General features: G+C 68.0%; 15 protein-coding genes. 9 read left to right on the top strand and 6 right to left on the bottom strand.

What is annotated here, in order from left to right; translation table 11 throughout:
• Nucleotides 1-144: 144 nt before the first annotated feature.
• Entirely contained in the window at nucleotides 145-906 is a 762-nt protein-coding gene (locus FB468_RS13420; protein ID WP_141887797.1) for an HAD-IIB family hydrolase, read from the bottom strand.
• Nucleotides 907-997: 91 nt separating this feature from the next.
• On the opposite strand from FB468_RS13420, the gene argF reads away from it, so the two are divergent.
• From argF to FB468_RS13435, 3 genes are all read left to right on the top strand, one after another.
• Nucleotides 998-1,924, top strand: coding sequence for an ornithine carbamoyltransferase (argF, locus tag FB468_RS13425; protein WP_141887798.1), 927 nt, complete (start codon nucleotides 998-1,000; stop codon nucleotides 1,922-1,924).
• Nucleotides 1,900-3,360, top strand: a complete 1,461-nt coding sequence (gene argH, locus FB468_RS13430) for an argininosuccinate lyase (RefSeq protein WP_141887799.1) — start codon at nucleotides 1,900-1,902, stop codon at nucleotides 3,358-3,360. Before argF ends, argH begins: the two co-directional genes overlap by 25 nt.
• Before the next feature lie 280 nt (nucleotides 3,361-3,640).
• A complete protein-coding gene (locus FB468_RS13435; protein WP_141887800.1) occupies nucleotides 3,641-4,429 on the top strand; it encodes a hypothetical protein in 789 nt (262 codons plus the stop codon).
• Between the two features lie 120 nt (nucleotides 4,430-4,549).
• Here the strand turns inward: FB468_RS13435 and FB468_RS13440 are convergent, their stop codons facing one another.
• Nucleotides 4,550-5,920 carry an FtsX-like permease family protein gene (locus FB468_RS13440; protein ID WP_141887801.1) on the bottom strand — a complete coding sequence of 457 codons (1,371 nt, stop codon included), beginning with the start codon at nucleotides 5,918-5,920 and terminating at the stop codon, nucleotides 4,550-4,552.
• Nucleotides 5,917-6,621, bottom strand: coding sequence for an ABC transporter ATP-binding protein (locus FB468_RS13445; RefSeq protein WP_141887802.1), 705 nt, complete (start codon nucleotides 6,619-6,621; stop codon nucleotides 5,917-5,919). Before FB468_RS13445 ends, FB468_RS13440 begins: the two co-directional genes overlap by 4 nt.
• A 226-nt stretch (nucleotides 6,622-6,847) precedes the next feature.
• Here FB468_RS13445 and tyrS point away from each other — a divergent pair, with 226 nt between their 5' ends.
• Together tyrS and FB468_RS13455 are read left to right on the top strand one after the other, a co-directional pair.
• Complete coding sequence (tyrS, locus tag FB468_RS13450) at nucleotides 6,848-8,152, top strand: tyrosine--tRNA ligase (protein ID WP_246055978.1); 1,305 nt, start codon at nucleotides 6,848-6,850, stop codon at nucleotides 8,150-8,152.
• Nucleotides 8,153-8,275: 123 nt separating this feature from the next.
• Nucleotides 8,276-9,469, top strand: coding sequence for a dipeptidase (locus tag FB468_RS13455; RefSeq protein WP_141887803.1), 1,194 nt, complete (start codon nucleotides 8,276-8,278; stop codon nucleotides 9,467-9,469).
• Between the two features lie 252 nt (nucleotides 9,470-9,721).
• On the opposite strand, the gene FB468_RS13460 is transcribed toward FB468_RS13455, so the two are convergent.
• Nucleotides 9,722-10,303 (bottom strand): helix-turn-helix domain-containing protein, encoded by a 582-nt coding sequence (locus FB468_RS13460; RefSeq protein WP_141887804.1) that lies wholly within the window; start codon nucleotides 10,301-10,303, stop codon nucleotides 9,722-9,724.
• Between the two features lie 138 nt (nucleotides 10,304-10,441).
• Between FB468_RS13460 and speB the strand changes: the two genes are divergently transcribed.
• Nucleotides 10,442-11,389, top strand: a complete 948-nt coding sequence (speB, locus tag FB468_RS13465) for an agmatinase (protein ID WP_141887805.1) — start codon at nucleotides 10,442-10,444, stop codon at nucleotides 11,387-11,389.
• 93 nt (nucleotides 11,390-11,482) lie between these two features.
• On the opposite strand, the gene FB468_RS13470 is transcribed toward speB, so the two are convergent.
• Nucleotides 11,483-13,168 (bottom strand): PucR family transcriptional regulator, encoded by a 1,686-nt coding sequence (locus FB468_RS13470; protein ID WP_170219735.1) that lies wholly within the window; start codon nucleotides 13,166-13,168, stop codon nucleotides 11,483-11,485.
• A 165-nt stretch (nucleotides 13,169-13,333) separates the two neighbouring features.
• On the opposite strand from FB468_RS13470, the gene FB468_RS13475 reads away from it, so the two are divergent.
• The 3 genes from FB468_RS13475 to FB468_RS13485 all read left to right on the top strand — a co-directional run bounded on the left by FB468_RS13475 (nucleotide 13,334) and on the right by FB468_RS13485 (nucleotide 17,643).
• The gene (locus FB468_RS13475) at nucleotides 13,334-14,839 is read left to right on the top strand and encodes a sodium:solute symporter family protein (protein WP_141887807.1); all 1,506 of its coding nucleotides are present in this window, start codon (nucleotides 13,334-13,336) and stop codon (nucleotides 14,837-14,839) included.
• Between the two features lie 99 nt (nucleotides 14,840-14,938).
• Nucleotides 14,939-16,648, top strand: coding sequence for a thiamine pyrophosphate-binding protein (locus FB468_RS13480; protein ID WP_141887808.1), 1,710 nt, complete (start codon nucleotides 14,939-14,941; stop codon nucleotides 16,646-16,648).
• Nucleotides 16,645-17,643, top strand: coding sequence for a C-terminal binding protein (locus FB468_RS13485; protein ID WP_141887809.1), 999 nt, complete (start codon nucleotides 16,645-16,647; stop codon nucleotides 17,641-17,643). Before FB468_RS13480 ends, FB468_RS13485 begins: the two co-directional genes overlap by 4 nt.
• A 106-nt stretch (nucleotides 17,644-17,749) precedes the next feature.
• On the opposite strand, the gene murJ is transcribed toward FB468_RS13485, so the two are convergent.
• Complete coding sequence (murJ, locus tag FB468_RS13490; RefSeq protein WP_141887810.1) at nucleotides 17,750-19,375, bottom strand: murein biosynthesis integral membrane protein MurJ; 1,626 nt, start codon at nucleotides 19,373-19,375, stop codon at nucleotides 17,750-17,752.
• Nucleotides 19,376-19,470 lie beyond the last annotated feature (95 nt).

Below are 19,470 nucleotides of genomic sequence, written 5' to 3' on the forward strand. Positions count from 1 at the left end.
GCGGGCGCCGGCCCGACGCTTGGGCCTGAGATCGGCCGTTCGCATGCCAAAACCCCGCCGAACCGCAATATCTTCTGCAGATTCCAGACGGTGGTGCTGGTGGGGCGGGTGCTGGCGCGCTAGCGCGCTGGCTCCACCCCAGCACTACGCGCCGAGCATTTCCTCGAGGTAGGCGGCAGTGTCTTCCCAGCCCGAGACTGCGTGGCACTTCACGCCCATGGCCTTGACCGGGTAATCATTCCCGTCCGGGTCCAGCCTGTCGCCGATGAAGAGCATCTCGTCGAGCGAGATCCCGGTGTGCTCCTCGAGTTTGCGCATGCCGTAGGCCTTGTCGATCCCACGCCGCGTGATATCGACGGACGTCGACCCGCCGCTGCGCACCTCGAGGTCGGGGAGCCGCGCGGCCACGGCCGCCCGCAGCGTGTTCTTCTTCTCTCCCGTGGGATCCCACGCGTGTTTCGCATCGACGGGGGCGCGCTGACCGAGCGCGGAAAAGGTGACCTGCGACCCGCGGTCTTCCAGGATCTCGCCCCACGGCTCCGCCTCCCACAGGCCAAGCCGCTGCGCCTCTTCACGGAGCGCCGTGAGGGCACCGTCGCGTTCCTCCTCGGAGAGGTGCTCGCGGTAGACGGTGTGCCAGGCCCTTGCCTCACGCCGCTCGTAGCGCGTGCCGCATGTGGGCAGCAGATGCAGGCGCTCGAGCGCGGTCTCCGACACCGAGTCGGCGCCGTCGAGCTGCGAGACGAGCTGCGACTCGAACTGCTCGAAGTTGCCGCCAGAAATGACCGCGACGGTGGTCTGATCGAGCAGTCGGGCGAACACGTCAAGCATGCGCTGTGGGACGGGGGACTTTGAAGGCGCAAGCGTATCGTCAAGATCGAACGCGACAAGGCGGGGGACAGACATAGCCCGATTCTCCCACAGCGGCGTGGAAACGGCAGGCGCGGCAGTGATGACCGGTTCTCTAGCGGGCGAGGCGGGCGAGTAAGCTGGGCGGGTGACTAGGCACTTTCTGAGAGACGACGACCTGAGCCCATCCGAGCAGCGCGAGGTGCTCGACCTCGCCGCGCGAATGAAGCAGGACCGATTCTCGGAGCGACCCCTTGAGGGCCCGCAGTCTGCCGCAATCTTCTTCGACAAGACCTCGACGCGTACCCGGTTCAGCTTTGCCGCGGGCGTCGCCGATCTCGGCGGCAACCCGATTATCGTCAACCCGGGCGAGGCCCAGCTCGGCGCGAAGGAGTCGATCTCTGACACCGCGAAGGTGCTCTCGCGCATGGTGTCGCTCATCGTGTGGCGCACGCACGCGCACGCGGGGCTCGAAGAGATGGCCGAGAACGCGACCGTTCCCGTTATCAACTCGCTGTCGGATGACTTCCATCCGTGCCAGATCCTGGCCGACCTGCAGACGATCCGTGAGCAGAAGGGCGAACTGCAGGGCCTCACCGCGACCTATCTCGGCGATGCCGCGAACAACATGGGGCACTCGTACCTGCTCGGCTTCGCGACCGCTGGAATGCACATTCGGGTTGCTGGGCCCGAGGGCTTCCACCCCCGCGCCGACATCATCGCTGACGCCGAGAAGATCGCGGCGGAGACCGGCGGCAGCGTGACCGTGCTGACCGACCCCGCTGAAGCAGTGGCCGGAGCCGACGCTGTCATCACCGACACCTGGGTTTCGATGGGGCAGGAGGCCGAGAAGGCCGAGCGCATTGCCACCTTCGGGGCGTACCGAGTCACCTCTGAGCTGATGGCTGGGGCGAAGGGCGACGCTATCTTCCTGCACTGCCTCCCCGCATACCGCGAGTACGAGGTCGCGCCCGAGGTCATCGATGGACCGCAGAGCGTCGTCTGGGACGAGGCGGAAAACAGATTGCACGCGCAGAAGGCGCTGATGGCATGGCTGCTGAAGGAGAGCAAGTGACTGAGGAAACGCGCAACGGCGCCGAGAACAGCAACCGCGCGGCGGAAGACGGTGCCCTCTGGGGCGGCCGGTTCGCGAGCGGCCCCTCGCCCGAGCTTCTGAAGCTCAGCAAGTCGACCCAGTTCGACTGGGTACTCGCGCAGTACGACATCCGCGGATCGAAGGCGCACGCGAGCGCGCTCGCCGCTGCCGGTTACCTCTCGGAGACGGAGCTCGCCGACATGCGCGCCGCCCTAGACGAGCTCTCGGCCCGCGTGGCTGACGGTCGCTTCGTCGCCGCCGAGGCAGACGAGGACGTGCACTCGGCGCTTGAGCGCGGTCTCATCGAGATCACGGGAGTACAGCTCGGCGGCAAGCTTCGCGCGGGCCGCAGCCGCAACGACCAGATCGCGACCCTGGTGCGCATGTACCTGCTCGATCACGCCGCCGTCATCGGCGAGATGCTCGTCGAGCTCGCGGGCGCCATTCACGCGCAGGCTGTTGCGCACGTGGGCGCGATCCTGCCCGGCCGCACGCACCTCCAGCACGCGCAGCCGGTGCTGCTCGCGCACCAGCTCGCCGCGCACGCGTGGCCGATCGTCCGCGATCTTGAGCGGCTGCGCGACTGGGCGCGGCGCGCGAGCGCATCGCCCTACGGCGGCGGCGCGCTTGCGGGCTCATCGCTCGGTCTGGATCCGCGCCTCGTCGCCACCGAGCTCGGTCTCGGCGACCCGCTCGAGAACTCGATCGACGGCACAGCGGCGCGCGACGTCGTCGCTGAGTTCGCGTTCATCACGGCGCAGATCGGGATCGACCTGTCGCGGTTGAGCGAAGAGATCATCCTCTGGAACACCAAGGAGTTCGGCTTCGTTCGCCTGCACGACGGTTACTCGACGGGGTCGAGCATCATGCCGCAGAAGAAGAACCCCGACATCGCTGAGCTTGCGCGCGGTAAGTCCGGGCGGCTGATCGGTAACCTCACGGGCTTGCTCGCGACGCTCAAGGCGATGCCGCTCGCGTACAACCGCGACCTGCAGGAGGACAAGGAGCCGGTCTTCGACTCGGTCGAGCAGCTCGAGGTACTGCTGCCCGCGTTCACCGGCATGGTCGCGACGATGCGGTTTGACACCGACCGGATGGCCGAGCTTGCCCCGCAGGGCTTCTCGCTCGCAACCGACGTCGCAGAGTGGCTCGTGAAGCAGGGCGTGATCTTCCGCGATGCGCACGAGATCTCAGGCGAACTCGTTCGGTACTGCGAGGAGCGGGGGCTTGAGCTGCACGAGCCGAGCGACGAAGAGTTGCTCAGCGTGTCTGAGCACCTGCTTCCCGGCGTGCGGGATGTGCTGACCATCGAGGGGTCTGTGAACTCGCGCGTCGGCGCTGGTGGGACGGCGCAGGTGCGCGTCACCGAGCAGCTCGCGAAGCTTGCCGAGCGCCTCACGGAGTTTGGCGCGTAACTAGCGGACTGCCTGTATGGCGGGGTCTGTCCGCCCGCCTTGCGGTGTTTGTCCGTCCGGCGGCGCCCGCCTTGCAACGGCTGTCCCGCCGTGCGGTGCCCGACCGGCGGCACCCGCCTCGGCCGGCCTGTGGAGCTTCGCTCACAGGCCGGCTTTTGTACTTCCTGGTGCCACTTGTCCACAGATATCCCTCATTTCGTCCAAACCAGCGATTACCGACGTAGTGTGGAGTCACTTGCGCAACGACTGACGTCTATTAGGGAGGTGGCGTATGGGGCTCGTGGAATTTCTCGCAGTGCTTGCAAGCGTCGCAGGGATCATCTCGGTTGTGCTCTGGAGCACGCGGGACGTGAAGGTAACGCTCAGCGAGCGGATGGACGGCATGGACCGCCGGTTCGACAAGATGGACGAGCGCTCTGACAAGATGGATGCTCGGTTCGACTCGATGCAGTCTGGTATGGATGCCCGGTTCGAGTTGATGCAGTCTGGTATGGACGCGAGGTTTGATGGTGTGGATGCTCGGTTTGAGTTGATGCAGTCTGGTATGGACGCGAGGTTTGATGGTGTGGATGCTCGGTTTGAGTTGATGCAGTCTGGTATGGACGCGAGGTTTGATGGTGTGGATGCTCGGTTCGACTCGATGCAGTCTGGCATGGATATCCGGTTCCACGAGGCCGAGGCGCGTTCAGAGGGGCGACTTGCTCGATTCGAGTCGCGTTTTGACCGTTTTGAGGATCGCGCGGATGCTTTCAACGCGCGAACAGAAGCACGCCTCGACAGGCTGAAAATCCAGTTGGATGCCGGAGCCGCCGATGTGCTCAACCGGTTCGACGCGCTTCACTCTCGGGTCGAGATCCGCTTCGACTCTGCGACGGCTCGTGGTGACGGGCTTCACGACAGCATCGACCGGTTGCGTGGCGAGGTCATTACCAACGTCGAAGAGGGGAGAGCCGCGCTTGAATCCAAGATCAACGAGGGCCGAGCTGAAGACGCAGCTCGGCTCACCGAGGTTGCCGGCGCACTCAGCAGTCGGATTGACGACCTCGAAAGCGCGATCGACCCTAGGTAAATCAGCGCCGATGCCGACTTGGCAAACCGCACTCGACTCGCGCGTCTCCACGAGGAGACGTGCGAGTCGAGTCCCAGGACCATCCGATTGTGAGCCTGCGGGCAAAGGTCAACGCAGAGGCTAGCCCCGCCCGCCCGGCGCAACCTCGGCCCGTTCCTCGACCCGCGCCGCCTCCCGCAACAGCGGACGCGTACCCAGAAGCGTCCCGATGACAATCAGGTAGCCAAGCACGATCATCGAGAGCATCGTGATGAGTGACAACGGAGCAAAGATCAGCGCGGCGCCCAAGAGCGGGAACAAGAGTATCGCCGCGACTGCAGCAGAACCGACCGAAGCAACGGCGAGCGGCAACGTTGCTGCCTTACGCCGCGCGCCGTCTTGTACCGACAGGGGGGTGCCCATGATCGCGAGTGACCGGTGTACGTCGCGACGGTCAAGAATCTGCGCCGCCTGGTTCACCCCGACCGAGCACGCGACCATGATGAAGGTGCCGATCACGACGATCGCGAGCCCCGTGCGCATGTCGTCCATGAGGAACTGCTCGGCGCCCGTGAGCTCCCCCTCAGCCCCAGAAGCCTCCCCGAGCAGGGCGATCCCCGAACCAGCAAACACCGCCATGAAACTGGACATCGCGACTCCCGAGACCTGACGCCAGGCGGCCCGGGGCGACTCAAGAACGAGCCTCGCCGAGATGAGATCGACCGGCGACTGGGCTCGACGCAAGCGCGCCCTTCCAAACAGCGAGAGCACCCACGCGCCGATGAGGTCGATTGCGAGCAGCGCGACCGCAAACGCGATGAGCACCCCGATCAACATCACCGCAAGACCCGTATCGCCGTCAGCCTGCGACAGCCCAGACACCGTCATGCTCGCGACAACGATTGCCGCGACAGCGACGAGACCCTGGACCCAGGGCATCTTTGGAGCTGATTGCTTCATTGCGACCCCGAGCGGCGAGATGATGACCTTTCGTAGCCCAACCGTCGCGCTGAGCGCGGCGATGACAACGACGCCGACGATGAGCAGGCCAGCCCAAGCGAGCGGGAGCGCAGCCTGGCTCACTCCGATCGCGGCACCTCGGAAGTGGATCATGCCGATCAACGGAGAAACGACGTACGAGATGAGCACGCCCGCGACTGCGCCGACGAACGCGACCGCCGCAGACTCGAAGATTGCGAGCCCAGCAGTGCTTCGGCCAGTCGCCCCGAGCAGGCGGAGCACCGCGAGCCGGTCGTCGCGGCGTCGAGCCGAAAGCCTCGCCGCAGCCGACCCGAGCGAGAGCAGAGGTGGCACCATCAGCGCGAGGGCGAGCCCAGCGAGGAAGCCGTAGAAGTAGGCCATCTCGTCGTCGAAACCCCAAAACGACTGCGCGCCGCCGAGCACGATGGCGAGGAGGGCGGTGACGCTCGCGAAAGCGATGCCCGGGAGTAAGAGACCGGCGGCACCCTGGAGGCTGGGCCGCGATAGCAGCGGCAGAACACGCAAAATCATGACTGGGCTCCGCTCGCGCCGGGGGCGTGCGCGGTGTCGGCGACGATGCGCCCGTCCGAGAGGGTCACCACTCGCTGGCACCGGGCCGCCACGTTCGGGTCGTGGGTCACGACCACGAGCGTACGGCCGTTGCCCGAGGTGCTCGAGAGCAGCGCGTTCATGACGTCCTGGGAAGTGTTCGAGTCGAGCGCGCCCGTCGGCTCGTCAGCAAAGATCACGCGGGCACCAGTGACCTGGGCCCGGGCGATGGCAACGCGCTGCGCCTGTCCGCCGGAGAGTTGCCCGATGCGGCGATCCTCCATTCCCGCGAGTCCGAGCGCGTGCAACCACTGCGCCGCTGGCCCGATCGCCTCGCTCTTCTTTGCGCCGTTGAGCATCGGCGCGAGCGCGACGTTCTCGACCGCGGTGAGCTCTGGGATCAGGAGGCCCTGCTGAAACACGAACCCGAACTGCTCGCGCCGCAGCCTGCTGCGTTCGGCGTCGGCGAGCCCGCTGATCGCCTGCCCTGCATACGTCACCGAACCCGAGTCAGGGGTGAGGATGCCGGCCAGCATGTGCAGCAGGGTGGTCTTGCCAGAGCCTGATGCGCCCATGATGGCCGTTGAAGTGCCCTCGGCGATCGCGAGAGAGAGGGAATCGAGGGCGCGGGTACTGCCGTACTGCTGCGTGAGGCGGTCCGCCTGGAGGATCACGTGTGTCATGGTTCCCATGCTTCCGCGCCGCGTGGGCTTGTGGATCGGCCCCGGGTGCCGCCGGAATAGTACCGGGGTACCCGGGACACCGGTAGTGTGGCGCCGGGGCCGGGGCCGGGGCCGGGGCCGGGCCCTGGGGCGAGTGCCCACCCACGCCCCAGGGCCAGGCCCGAGTGCCCAACCCTCAGCGCCCAGAGGCCCCGGCAAACCGGGTAAACTGCGAGGCGTGTCTGAAATGAACGAACGCACCGAGCTCATGGCCAACCAGCGCATTGACGACAGCTTCCCCACCCTGTGGGAGGAGCTGGAGTGGCGCGGGCTGATCCACGTATCGACTGACGCTGAAGCGCTGTCTGAACTGCTTGAGGGCGAACCGTTCGCGTACTATTGCGGCTTTGATCCGACGGCGTCGAGCCTGCACCTCGGGCACCTCGTGCAGCTGCTGCTCATGCGCCGCCTGCAGCTGAAGGGCCACCTCCCGCTCGGCCTCGTCGGCGGCTCGACCGGCCTCATCGGCGACCCGCGCCCCACGAGCGAGCGCACCCTGAACTCGCGTGAGACGGTCGCGCAGTGGGTGGATTCGCTCGGCGAGCAGGTCTCGAAGTACCTGAGCTTCGAGGGCGACAACGCTGCGCGCCTGGTGAACAACCTCGACTGGACCGCGCCGCTGTCAGCGATCGATTTCCTGCGCGAGATCGGCAAGTACTTCCGCGTCGGCACGATGATCAAGAAAGACATCGTCGCGAAGCGCCTCGACTCTGATGAGGGCATCAGCTACACCGAGTTCAGCTACCAGATTCTGCAGGGTCTCGACTACCTCGAGCTGTACCGGCAGTACGACTGCAAGCTGCAGTCGGGCGGTTCTGATCAGTGGGGCAACCTCACGAGCGGCACCGAGCTCATTCGTAAAGCCGAGGGCGCGAGCGTGCACGCGATCGGCACCCCGCTCATCACGAACGCTGACGGTACGAAGTTCGGCAAGAGCGAGGGCAACGCGATCTGGCTGAACCCCGAGATGTGCTCGCCCTACGCGTTTTACCAGTTCTGGCTGAACCAGGCCGATGCTGACGTCGTGGATCGCCTGAAGGTGTTCACGTTCCTCACCCGTGCCGAGATCGAGGACTACGCGACGCGGGTTGCGGAGGAGCCGTTCAAGCGTGCGGCTCAGAAGCGCCTCGCGCTCGAGGTCACGACCCTCGTGCACGGCGCGAAGGCGACTCAGGGCGCGATCGACGCGTCGGCGGCGCTTTTTGGACAGGGCGAGCTCTCCGACCTCGACGAGGCCTCGCTCGCTGGCGCGGTGTCTGAGCTGCCCGCGGCCTCGGGCGCGGCAGGCGCGAGCGTTGCGCAGTTGCTCGTCGACGCTGGGCTCGTGAAGAGTCTCGGCGAGGCTCGCCGCGCGATCGCACAGGGCGGCGTGTACGTCAACAACGCGAAGGTCGAGTCCGAAGACGCAGAGCTTGCGACGGCGGATCTGCTGCACGGGAAGTTCGCCGTGCTGCGCCGCGGGAAGAAGACGCTCGCGGCGGTGCGCGCGTAGCGCTCGCGAACCCCGAATCAGGCCGGGGAGGATCACCAGAAGCGGTGATGCTCCCCGGCCTTTGATTGTGAGGATTGCGCAAAGCGTTCGGGACGCCACGTTCGGCGCTGCTACGTTTTCGCTATGACAACTCGACACCGTCGTCGCTGGGTCCGGCGAACCATTATCGGAACCGTGCTCGTCCTCGCGCTCGCCGCAACCGCGTTCTTTGCGCTCGCGCCGGGAATCGCAGAGCGGAGCATGAACGAGGTCACCGGGGATCCGATTCCCGAGGTCTCGGCCGAAGCCGCCGCGCTGCACTCGAAACTCGCGGTCGCAGACCTCCACTCTGACACGCTGATGTGGGATCGTTCGCTGAACACCCGTGCTGGCCGCGGCCACGTCGACGTGCCCAGGCTGGAGGAGGGCAATGTCGCCCTGCAGGTGTTTTCGTCGGTGTCGAAGTCGCCGAAGGGGCAGAACTACGACTCGAACACGGGAGACACTGACAACATCACGCTGCTCTCGTTCGCGCAGCTGCAACCCCCGAAGACCTGGTTCTCATTGGTTGAGCGGTCGCGGTACCACGCCGCGAAGCTCACCCGTGACGCCGAGGCTTCGGGCGGCGCGCTGCGCGTGATCACGACGCGGGCCGAGCTCGAACAGCTGCTTGTCGACCGGTCGGAGGGCGCCCCCGTGATCGGAGCGCTGTTCTCGGTCGAAGGCCTGCAGAACCTTGAGGGTGACCTCGCGAACCTCGACGTGCTGTTCGCTGACGGGATGCGCATGGCTGGCCTCACGCACTTCTTCGACAACGAGCTCGCCGACTCCATGCACGGCGTCGGCAAGGGCGGTCTCACGGACATGGGGCGCGAGGCGATCTCGAAGATGGAAGACCTCGGTATCGTCGTGGACATTGCTCACGCGAGCCACCAGACCATCGCGGAGGTGCTCGAGATGGCGCAGAAGCCCGTCGTCGCGAGCCACGGCGGGGTTCAGGCGACCTGCGACGTGAACCGCAACCTCACTGACGAGGAGATCCGCGGTGTATCGGAGACGCGCGGTGTGATCGGGATCGGGTACTGGGATGCCGCGGTCTGCGAGCTCACCCCACAGGCGGTTGTTGACGCGATCGACCACGTTGTGAAGGTCGGAGGCATCGAGACCGCGGCCCTCGGCAGCGACTACGACGGATCGACCGAGGTCGCTTGGGACACGAGCCACCTCGCGATCATCACGCAGGAACTCATGAACCGTGGGTACGACGAAGACGATATCCACGCGATCATGGGTGGCAACACGATTCGGGTGCTCGCGGAGACCCTGCCCGCTAACTAGCGTCAGGGGCGACAGCCAGCGATCCCGGGCGTCAGCGATCCCGGGAGCCTGCGATCTCGCGAGCCCGGGCAAACTCGCTCGGGCCAACACCCGTTGACCGGTCGCGCACATCACTTTCGCGAAAGCTCCCCAAATTCCTGTGAAATTCGGGGTGTTTTCGCGAAAATGAGGGCCGGTGGCCGGTGGCCGGTGGCCGGTGGCCGGTGGCCGGTGGCTGGTGGCTGGTGGCCGGGGGCCGGGGCGGCCGCGCGCCTAGCGCGAGCCGCTCCAAGCGGCGGGCACCAAGATCCAGACGATCTCGGCCCCGGCCTCGCCCGCACGCCACGTGTGCGGCGTGCGCCCGGGGAACGTGAGCGTGTCTCCCGGGGCGAGCGTCACCTCGCGGTCCGAGAACCGCACCTCGACCACACCGGCGACGACGTGCAGCGACTCCACGTCGCAGCTGACGGTGTAGAGCTCGTCGCCGCCCGAGCCGCCGGGCTCGACACTCGAGCGGAGCACCTGGACGCGTTCTTCCGCCCGAGGCGTGACGAGGCGTTCGTCGGCCCCGATGCCGCCCATGTTGATGCGGGGCGCACCCGCGAGTTCGACAAGCTGCACGTTGGGCTCCTCGAACAACGACCCGATCGGCAGCGAGAGCGCCTGGCAGAGCTGCACCAGCGTCGGCACGCTCGGCATCGTCTCGTCGCGCTCGATGCGGCTGATGAAGCCCTTGGTGAGATCCGAGGCCGCGGCGAGCTGTTCGAGCGTGAGCCCCTGGGCCTGGCGCGAGCTACGGAGCTTTGCGCCGATCTGCACCTGAGTCTCGGCCGCGGTGGGGTGGATCGGTCGCACGGCGTGGCCTCTTTCGTCAGGGAGACAGGGGAGAAGTGAGCGCGTTGACGCTCCAGCGCTCTCAGTCTATGCTGGTCTCAAGTTCACTAATAGTATTCAAGAGTTTACTGTTAGGCAACACGTTAGGAGAGAGAACCTGTGACCGAACACACCCCACAGGGCCCGGTCGACGCAAGTCTGACCCCCCGCTACGCCGGCATCGCCACGTTCGCCAAGCTGCCCCGTATCGAAGACGTACCCGCGGCCGACATCGCCGTCGTCGGAGTCCCCTTCGACACCGGTGTGAGCTTCCGCCCGGGCGCACGCTTCGGCCCCGCCCACGTCCGTGAGGCATCGCGCCTCCTGCGCCCGTACAACCCCGCACAGGACGTCTCGCCGTTCTACATCAAGCAGGTTGTTGACGCAGGCGACATCGTCGCGAACCCGTTCAACCTCGACGAGGCCGTCGACCAGGTCGAAGCCGCAGCGACCGAGCTCGGCGAAAAGGTCGACAAGATCGTCACGATTGGCGGCGACCACACGATCGCCCTCCCGCTCCTTCGCGCAATCAACAAGAAGCACGGCCCGGTTGCCGTGCTCCACTTCGACGCGCACCTCGACACGTGGGACACCTACTTCGGCGCGCCCACGACACACGGCACCCCGTTCCGCCGCGCGTCCGAGGAGGGCCTCATCGACATGACCGCGTCGATGCACGGTGGCACCCGCGGGCCGCTCTACGGCAAGCAGGATCTCGAGGACGACGCAATGCTCGGCTTCCAGATCGTGACGAGCGAGTTCATCGAAGAGCACGGGATTCCCGCGGCCCTCGAGAAGATCCGGGGGCGCGTCGGTGACAAGCCCCTGTACATCTCGATCGACATCGACGTGCTCGACCCGTCGCACGCTCCCGGCACCGGCACGCCCGAGGCTGGCGGCCTGACGAGCCGCGAGATGCTTCGCCTCATCCGCGGCCTCGCAGACCTGCACATCGTGGGTGCCGACGTCGTTGAGGTTGCGCCCGCGTACGACCACGCGCAGATCACCGCTGTCGCGGCGAGCCACGTGGTCTACGAGCTCGTGAGCGCAATGGCGGCGCGCGACTAATATCGCGTCCGCACGCCGCAGCGCACGACACAGCTCAGGGCGCCCGGGATTTCCCGGGCGCCCTACGCGTACCCGCAGGTGACTCTGCCTGAGCTACCCGGGGCGCTTCGCCGGAACGACCCCGGGGATCGGTTCGGCCTCGAGCGCCGTGAGCGCGAGTAGCACCCGAGCACGCTCGAGCGGGTCGTCGAGGTCGCGCCCGAGCCGCACCTGGGCCTCGCCAACGAGCCGCCTCACGGTGTTTCGGTGTAGCCCGAGTTCGCGAGCGCTGCGATCCCACGAGCCGTGTTGACGCAACCAGCTCGTGAGCGCCCCGCGCTGCTCCACCGTGTCGGCGGTGAGGATCGGCGCGAGCCACTGCGCGGCGGCGGCGCGCGCGACGGCCGGATCCGCTGCCGCCCCGAGTGGCCAGCTCGCCTCGGACGGAGGCGCCGTACCGTCGACGTGGGTGCCAATGTGGAGCGCCGCCCGCGCGAGCTCCTCGGCCTCCTGCATCGCGCTCGGAAGCTCAAGCAGCGGGTGCGGCCTGCTCACGGCGAGGAGCCACCCGAGCTGCCCCGCGTGTTCGAGCTCGCTGAGCGTCGGCGCGCTCGCGACGAACGCGCGCAGTTGCTTCGCGCGGTGCTCGACGAGCGGGGTGTGCAGCAGCTGGCGAAGCCAGTTGGTGTCGGAGGCGACGGTTTCGCCGGCGGGAACCGGGTCACCCGCGGTCGCCACATTAGGATCTCGCATCGCGATCACCGCGTGCGCCGTCCGCGCGCCCCCGCCGAGTGAATTGGCGAGGAGCCGCGCGAACCGATCGCGCTCGGCGCCGAGGATCTGGGAGCCGTGCCGCTCCATGAGCAACTGCATGAGCAGTTGGTCGACGGCCATTGACTGCGCCGCGGGCAGCTGGAGCAGCAGCCCGACGAGGTTTGCCGCGAGCTGGAGCGCGGTGAGGTCGATGCGCGTGAGGCGCGGGGTGCGTCCGATGGAAAGGATCGCGCTGCCGTCGACGCCCCGGTTCCGTGAGGTGCGCGGCGTCGCCTCGTGCGCGGCGACCTCGTAGTCGACGCCTCCCGCGCGCACGGTCGTGAAGGCCGTGGACGGCCCGCCCTTTGCTCCGCGGGGCCGGCGGAGGCGCTCGTCAAACTCGGCGAACATCTCCGTCAGAGCGAGCTCCTGCGGCAGGTCGCCCCCGAGGTACAGCTCGTCTCCGATGCGGAGCGCGGCCCAACTGCCACGCTCCGTCGCGAGCCGCTCGACGAGTCGCTGCGCCGGCCGGTGCTGCAGCACGGCCTCGGTGAGGTGCCTGGCGAGCGTGTTCATGTGCTCGAGCGCGCGGGTGCGCTCGGTCTCGAGGGCGCGGTTGACGATGCTCGTGACCGCCGCAAAGTAGATCGGGGGCGGCAGCACGATGAGCGGGAAGTTTGCCTCGCGGCAGGCCGCGAGGAGCGTCGCCGGGATTTCGGCGTGCACGGGTTCGAGCCCGAACACGAGCGCCGAGACCCCGCTCGCTCGTAGCCGCGCGATGTAGTCGCGGTCGTGCTCGGCGTCGTCGGCGAAGGCGAGCCCGGTCACCATGAGGAGGTCACCGGGCAGCATGTACTGGCCCGGGTCCTCGAGCTCGATCACGATCGCCGCGGCGACCGGGGTGCTGCGGATTTGCGCGGCGAGGCCCGGGTCGGCGGCGAGCACTCCGGGGGAGGGCGAGGCAAGCTCAGCCTGCAGTGATGGCTCGTCGAGCAGCGTCGCGAGCGGCACCGTCGCCCGGTCAAGATACTCGGGTCCGTCGTGCACGCCGCCTCCGCTCAAAAGATGATTCATCCCATTGTGAATTCAATCTAGGATAAATCGTCGTCGTATTCCTCGCGAATCCTGAGTACCTTCCCTAGAAGAAACACGCAGTCGGCGTCGACACCACGGATCGGTGTCGATCCACACCACCGGATCAAGGAGGACACTGTGGTCCTGGACTACATCATCATTGCCGCGTATCTCGTCGGCATCCTCGGCGTCGGCTACTGGGGCATGAAGCGCTCCAAGTCGAAGAGCGACTACCTCGTCGCAGGCCGCAGGCTCGGCGGCTTCATGTACTCGGGCGCGATGAGCGCCATCGTGCTCGGCGGCGCTTCGACCGTTGGTGGCATCGGCCTCGGCTGGGAGTACGGCATCTCGGGCGCCTGGCTCGTCACCTGCATCGGCCTCGGCATCCTCGTGCTGAGCGCGTTCCTCGCGAAGCGCATCGTGAAGCTCAAGGTCACGACCGTCACCGAGATGCTCGACCTGCGGTACGGCGGCTCGAACGGACTCATCTCGGGCATCGTGATGTTCCTGTACACGCTCATGCTCACCGTGACCTCGACGCTCGCCTACGCGACGATCTTCCACGTACTGTTCGGCATTTCGAACGTGTGGGGCGTCGTCATCGGTGGCTCGATCGTCGCCGTCTACTCGATCATGGGCGGCATGTGGTCGATCACCATGACCGACGTCGTGCAGTTCGTCATTAAGACCGTCGGCATGTTCCTGCTGCTGCTTCCGATCGCCCTCATGACCGCCTCGGACGAGGCCGGCGGCTGGGCCGGTATACGTGAGCGCCTCGGCGACTCGTTCTTCTCGCCGTGGTCGATCGGCGGCATGACCATCGTCACCTACGTCATCGTGTACACCCTCGGCCTGCTCATCGGGCAAGACATCTGGCAGCGCGTCGTCACGGCCCGCACCCCGCGCGTCGCGAAGTGGGGCGGCATTGCCTCGGGCGTGTACTGCCTGCTCTACGCGTTCGCCGGTGCCCTCATCGGTATGGCGGCGCGTGTGCTCTTCCCCGACATGCCGAACCGCGACGACGCGTTCGCGTTCATGGCGCAGGAGATGCTGCCGCCCGGCGTCCGCGGTATCGTTCTCGCCGCGGCACTCTCGGCGATGATGTCGACCGCGAGCGGCGCGCTCATCGCCTCGGCGACGGTGTTCACCTCTGACCTCATGCCGGCCATGCGGCGCGTGCTCGGCATGAAGCCGAAGCAGGCGAAGCTCGAAGACGGCCACGTTGCGGGCGACAGCCTGGTGAGCTACCGGGTCACGATCTTCGTGCTGGCAGGCATCACGATGTTCATCTCGACGCTCGTCACCGACGTTGTCGCGGCGCTCACCATCGCATACGACATCCTGGTCGGCGGCCTGCTCGTCGCGATCGTCGGCGGGTTGTTCTGGAAGCGCGGCACCCGTGCCGGGGCTCTCGCGAGCATGCTCGTCGGCACCGTCACCGTCGTCGTCTCGATGTTCATCTGGGGCATCCTCGCGAACGAGCCGATCTACTTCAGCCTGCTCGCGAGCCTCGTCACCTACGTCGTCGTGAGCCTCTGCACGAAGCCCGTCGCGCCGCAGGTGCTCGACGAGTGGACCCACAGGCTCAGCCTCGATGACCGCACCGCGGTCAACGACGTCGTCTACACCGACATCGAGCGCTAACAGCACCACCCACCTCACCGGTCCCGCGGAGGGCACGCCCGCGGGACCGGCCCATTCCCCCTGAGTGCCTGAACGAAACCAGTTCTTACGGAGGAACCAATGACCACTCAGACACCAGACACCGGCCAGCGCATCGGCGGCGACGTCGTGCTCGAGACGCTGCTCGCGCTCGGCGCGCGCGGCGTCGTCGGGCTCCCCGGCCAGCACGCGCTCGGCCTGTTTGACGCGCTGCGCCGCTCTGACCTCGCCTACCTCAGCGCTCGCGTCGAGAACAACGCCGGGTTCATGGCCGACGGTCTCGCCCGCGTGACCGGCGATGTCGCGCCGCTGCTGCTGTCGACGGGCCCCGGAGCGCTCACCTCGCTCGCCGCGCTGCAGGAGGCCGCGGCCTCCTCGATCCCTGTCCTCGCGATCAGCGCGCAGATCCCCGTCGCAGGGCTCGGCGGCGGCCGCCACGGCTACCTACACGAACTGCCCGACCAGTCGGCCTCGTTCCGCGGCGTCGTGAAGCACGTCGTGACCGTGCGCACGATGGCACAGATCCCGACCGCGATGGCTGAGGCCTGGCGCGTCGCGGCGGCCGCGCCGCAGGGCCCCGTGCTTGTCGAGGTGCCGCAGGACATCCTGCTCGCCTCCGCGCACGACGTCCCCGTACTCACGGGCGCGACCCTCGCGAAGACGCCCGCGCCGCTCGCTCCCGTCGCGGAGACCGTCCAACACGCCGCGGCCGCTCTCGCCGGGGCCGAGCGCCCGGTGATCTTCGCCGGCGGTGGGGTCGTGCGCGCCGGCGCCGAGCGCGAGCTCGCCGCGCTCGCTGAGCGCCTCGATGCGCCAGTCGTCACGACGTTCAGCGGCAAGACCGCAATGCCCTGGGGGCACCCGCTCTCCGCGCAGGGGTGGATCGAGGACATCGCGACGACCGAGTTCCTTGAGAACGCCGACGTGCTCGTCATCGTCGGCAGCGGTGTCGGTGAGCTCTCCAGCAACTACCACACGTTCCGCCCGCACGGTCGCGTGATCCAGATCGAGGCCGATCTCGGGAAGCTCGGCTCAAACCACCCGGGCATCGGGATCCACGCCGACGCGAAAATCGCGCTCGCGGAGCTTGAGGCCGCGGTCACCGCGGCCGGTCGTGCCTCGACGCCCGAGCGCCGCGCGGCGGCGACCGGGAGCATCGAAACGCTCCTCGGCACGGTGCTCGACCGCGTCGAGGGCCAGGGCCGCGAGGCCGAGATCGCGCTCGTCCGCGGGCTGCGGGAGGCGATCGCGGACGACACGAAGGTGTACTGGGACATGACGATCCTCGCCTACTGGGCGTGGTCGGCGTGGGATGCGCGCGGCGCCGAGTTCGCCTCGGCGCAGGGCGCCGGCGGGCTCGGATACGGCTTCCCCGCTGCGCTGGGCGCGGCGTTCGGGCGCAGGATCCTGGGCGAGACGGGATCCGTGCTCGCGGTCTCCGGCGACGGCGGCGCGCTCTACGGCATCGCCGAGCTCGCGGTCGCGGCCCAGCACGACCTGCCGGTCGTGTGGCTCATCGTCGACGACGGCGGCTACGGCGTGCTGCGCGAGTACATGGAGGGCGCGTTCGGCGCGGCCACCGCGACCGAGCTCACCCGCCCGAACTACGTCGCGCTCGCCGAGTCGTTCGGCATCCCCGCCGAGCAGACGACGCTCGCGGACGCCCCCGCGACCGTCGCCCGTGCCCTGGCCGCAGGTGGTCCTCGGGTCGTCGTGCTGCCCGCAGTGCTCGAGCTGTTCGCCCCAACACACCTCGACCGGCTCCCCGGCGCGAACGGAGCGGCAGCATGACCCGGCCGCTTGTCCTTTTCACCGACGAGACTGACCTCGACCCGGCCCCCGGGCGCCAGCTGCTCGAGGTCGCGGGCTGTGAGACCCTCCTCGCTGAGCTCCCGTCGCGCGCGGGTGAGCCGCAGGCGCTTCCCGCGGGCGCTGAGCGGGCAGTCGCGCTTGTGGTCGGCTACGCCAGGATCGACGAGGCCCTGCTCGAGCGGCTGCCGAACGTCGGGTTCATCGCGACGATGAGCGCGGGCTTCGACATGATCGACCGCGCCGCGGCCGAGGCGCGCGGCATCTGGGTCGTGAACCTCACTGACGCCGCGACCGAAGAGGTCGCCGCGCACGCGCTCACGCTCATGCTCGCGCTCGAACGCGACCTGCGCGGCAGCGTCGCGGTCACGGCGGCCGGGGGCTGGACCGACGACGTGACCGCGGTGCCGCGCCGGCTCAGCGGGCTCACGCTTGGCCTGTTCGGGTTCGGGCGTATCGCGCAGCGGTTCGCCGAGGTGGCGGGCCCGAGCTTCGCCCGGGTCATCGCGCACGACCCGTTCGTGACGGCTCCCGTGCACGGCGTCGAACTCGTTGACCGCGACGCGCTCATCGCTCAGTCGGACGTACTGTCGCTGCACCTGCCGCTCACTGCCGACACCCACGGCGCGATCGACGGGGCCGCGTTCGCGGCGATGCGGCCGGGCTCGAGCCTCGTGAACGTGTCCCGCGGCGAGCTCGTCGACCCCGAGGCGCTCACCGCAGCGCTCAACTCGGGGCAGCTGCGAGGCGCCGCGGTCGACGTGCTGCACGGCGAGCCCCCGGCCGTCGACCACCCGCTCAGGAACGATCCGCGCGTGATCGTGACCCCGCACGTCGCGTTTCTTTCAGACGGCTCGCTCGAGCACTACACGCTCGACCCCGCGCGAAACGTGCTCGACTGGCTGCGTACCGGAACCGCTGCGCGGGCGGCGGTGCCCGGCCGCGACACCGAGCCGCTGCTTCCCGCCGGGGAGTAGCCGGCCGGGGCTATCCCCGGTCGCAGGGATAGCCCCGACGCGGGGAAAGCCCCGACGCGGGAATCCCGGCCGCAGGGAGCCCGGCCGCAGGGAGCCCGGAGCCGGGCTACCTGCGGCCGAGGCGCGCCGCGACAAGACCCCAGGCCTGCTTGACCTCCGCGTTCCGCACGAGCAGCAGGCCTCCGGCGTAGACGACGGTCATGAGCGCGGCGACCACGACACAGGTCAGCACCGCCGCACCCACCCCGCTGAGCGCCCAGCTCTCGAGCAAGATCCCGCCGAACGAGGCCAGCGCCCATACGCCGGGCACCATCGCTACGGCAGCGGCGACGGCGCTCTGCCACCAGGCGCGCCCGATGGCCCTACCGCCGACGCCGCCGAGTCGGCGCCGCAGCACGAAGAACGTGACCGCGAGCTGCACCCAAAACAAGAGGTTCGTGGCGAGCGTGATGAAGGCGGTCGCCGCCTCGGACGGCACGGCGAAGCTCGCGGCTATCGCGGCGAGCGAGCACACCGCGATAGCCGCCTGAATGATGAACGGGGAGCGGGTGTCGCTGTACGCGTAGAAGCCGCGGTTCAGCACGAACAGCACGCTGAATGCCACCGCCCCGGTAACGTGGCAGAGCAGCACAGCCATCACCGGGTAGAGCTGCTCGACGCTCGAGTTCGCCATCAAGATCCGGGTAATCGGCCCCGCGAGCACCGCAATCACGGCGGCGATGAGCGTGATCGCGACGACGGTGAGCCGCGAGACAAGCGACAGGTCGGCCCTGATCGCTCCCGTGTCGCCGCGCTCGGCAGCAACGCTCATGCGGGTAAAGCGGGAGGCGACGAGCGACATCACGATGATCGAGTGTGGCAGCACGGTGACGAGCGACGCGAGCTGCCACGCCGCGATGCCCGCCTCGTTGCCCGCTGCGCGGTTCATCGCCTGGTTGAGCGCCAGCGCGACGACCTGCGAGACGAGCACGCCGAGGAACGTCCAGCCGCCGAGCTTCGCAGTGGCCCCGAGGCCCGTGCCGCGGAAGCGGAAGTCGGGGCGGTACGAGACTCCGGCTCTGCGGAGGAATAGGAAGAGGGCCAACGCCTGCATCGCGACCCCAAGCGTCGTCGTGCCCGCGAGGAGGGCCGTGCCCCCGGCGGGCCATTCGGCCGCGATCCGTTGGCCGTCAGAATCGGCGCCGAGTAGCCAGATGAACACCGCGAGGCCAGCGATCGACACGACGTTGTTGAGCACGGGCGTCCACGCGTACGGGCCGAAGTGGCTTCGGGAGTTCAGCACTTCCCCGAGCACTGTGTACAGCGTGAAGAACACGATCTGCGGGAGCAGCCAAAACGCGAAGCCGGTGGCGAGCGCGAGCTGGCCTGGATCGCGCCAGTTCGCTCCGAGCACTCCCATGAGCGCGGGGAGCAGCGCGGCGACCAGGGCGCAGACCGCGAGCGAGCCACAGAGCGCGAGCGTGATCAGCCTGTTGACGTAGTCGGCGCCGCCGTCCTTCCGCAGCCGAGCACGGGTGAGCTGGGGCACAAGCACCGAGGTGAGCACCCCCGTCGCGACGAGCGTGTACACCACATTGGTCACCTGGCTGGCGGTGCTGAACGCGTTTGCGGCGACCCCGGTCGCGCCGATTGCGGCGACGAGCACCATGCTGCGGGCGAGGCCGAGCACCCGCGACAGCAGCGTTCCCGAGGCGATCCAGAGACTCGCGCGCGCGGCGCTTTCGGTTGCCATCGCACCAATATACCGACGCCGGCTGGCGCTTCCCACCACGACGAAAGAGGGGCGCGCACGGGAATCGTGCGCGCCCCTCTTCGGGAAATCCTCGG

Origin of the sequence: Leucobacter komagatae, assembly GCF_006716085.1 — a bacterium.
GTDB lineage: Bacteria > Actinomycetota > Actinomycetes > Actinomycetales > Microbacteriaceae > Leucobacter > Leucobacter komagatae.

Coding starts and splice junctions, on each gene's coding strand:
- FB468_RS13420 (WP_141887797.1), bottom strand. CDS start 906: ATGTCTGTCCCCCGCCTTGTCGCGTTCGATCTTGACGATACGCTTGCG.
- argH (WP_141887799.1), top strand. CDS start 1,900: ATGGCTGCTGAAGGAGAGCAAGTGACTGAGGAAACGCGCAACGGCGCC.
- FB468_RS13440 (WP_141887801.1), bottom strand. CDS start 5,920: ATGATTTTGCGTGTTCTGCCGCTGCTATCGCGGCCCAGCCTCCAGGGT.
- FB468_RS13445 (WP_141887802.1), bottom strand. CDS start 6,621: ATGACACACGTGATCCTCCAGGCGGACCGCCTCACGCAGCAGTACGGC.
- tyrS (WP_246055978.1), top strand. CDS start 6,848: ATGAACGAACGCACCGAGCTCATGGCCAACCAGCGCATTGACGACAGC.
- FB468_RS13455 (WP_141887803.1), top strand. CDS start 8,276: ATGACAACTCGACACCGTCGTCGCTGGGTCCGGCGAACCATTATCGGA.
- FB468_RS13480 (WP_141887808.1), top strand. CDS start 14,939: ATGACCACTCAGACACCAGACACCGGCCAGCGCATCGGCGGCGACGTC.
- FB468_RS13485 (WP_141887809.1), top strand. CDS start 16,645: ATGACCCGGCCGCTTGTCCTTTTCACCGACGAGACTGACCTCGACCCG.
- murJ (WP_141887810.1), bottom strand. CDS start 19,375: ATGGCAACCGAAAGCGCCGCGCGCGCGAGTCTCTGGATCGCCTCGGGA.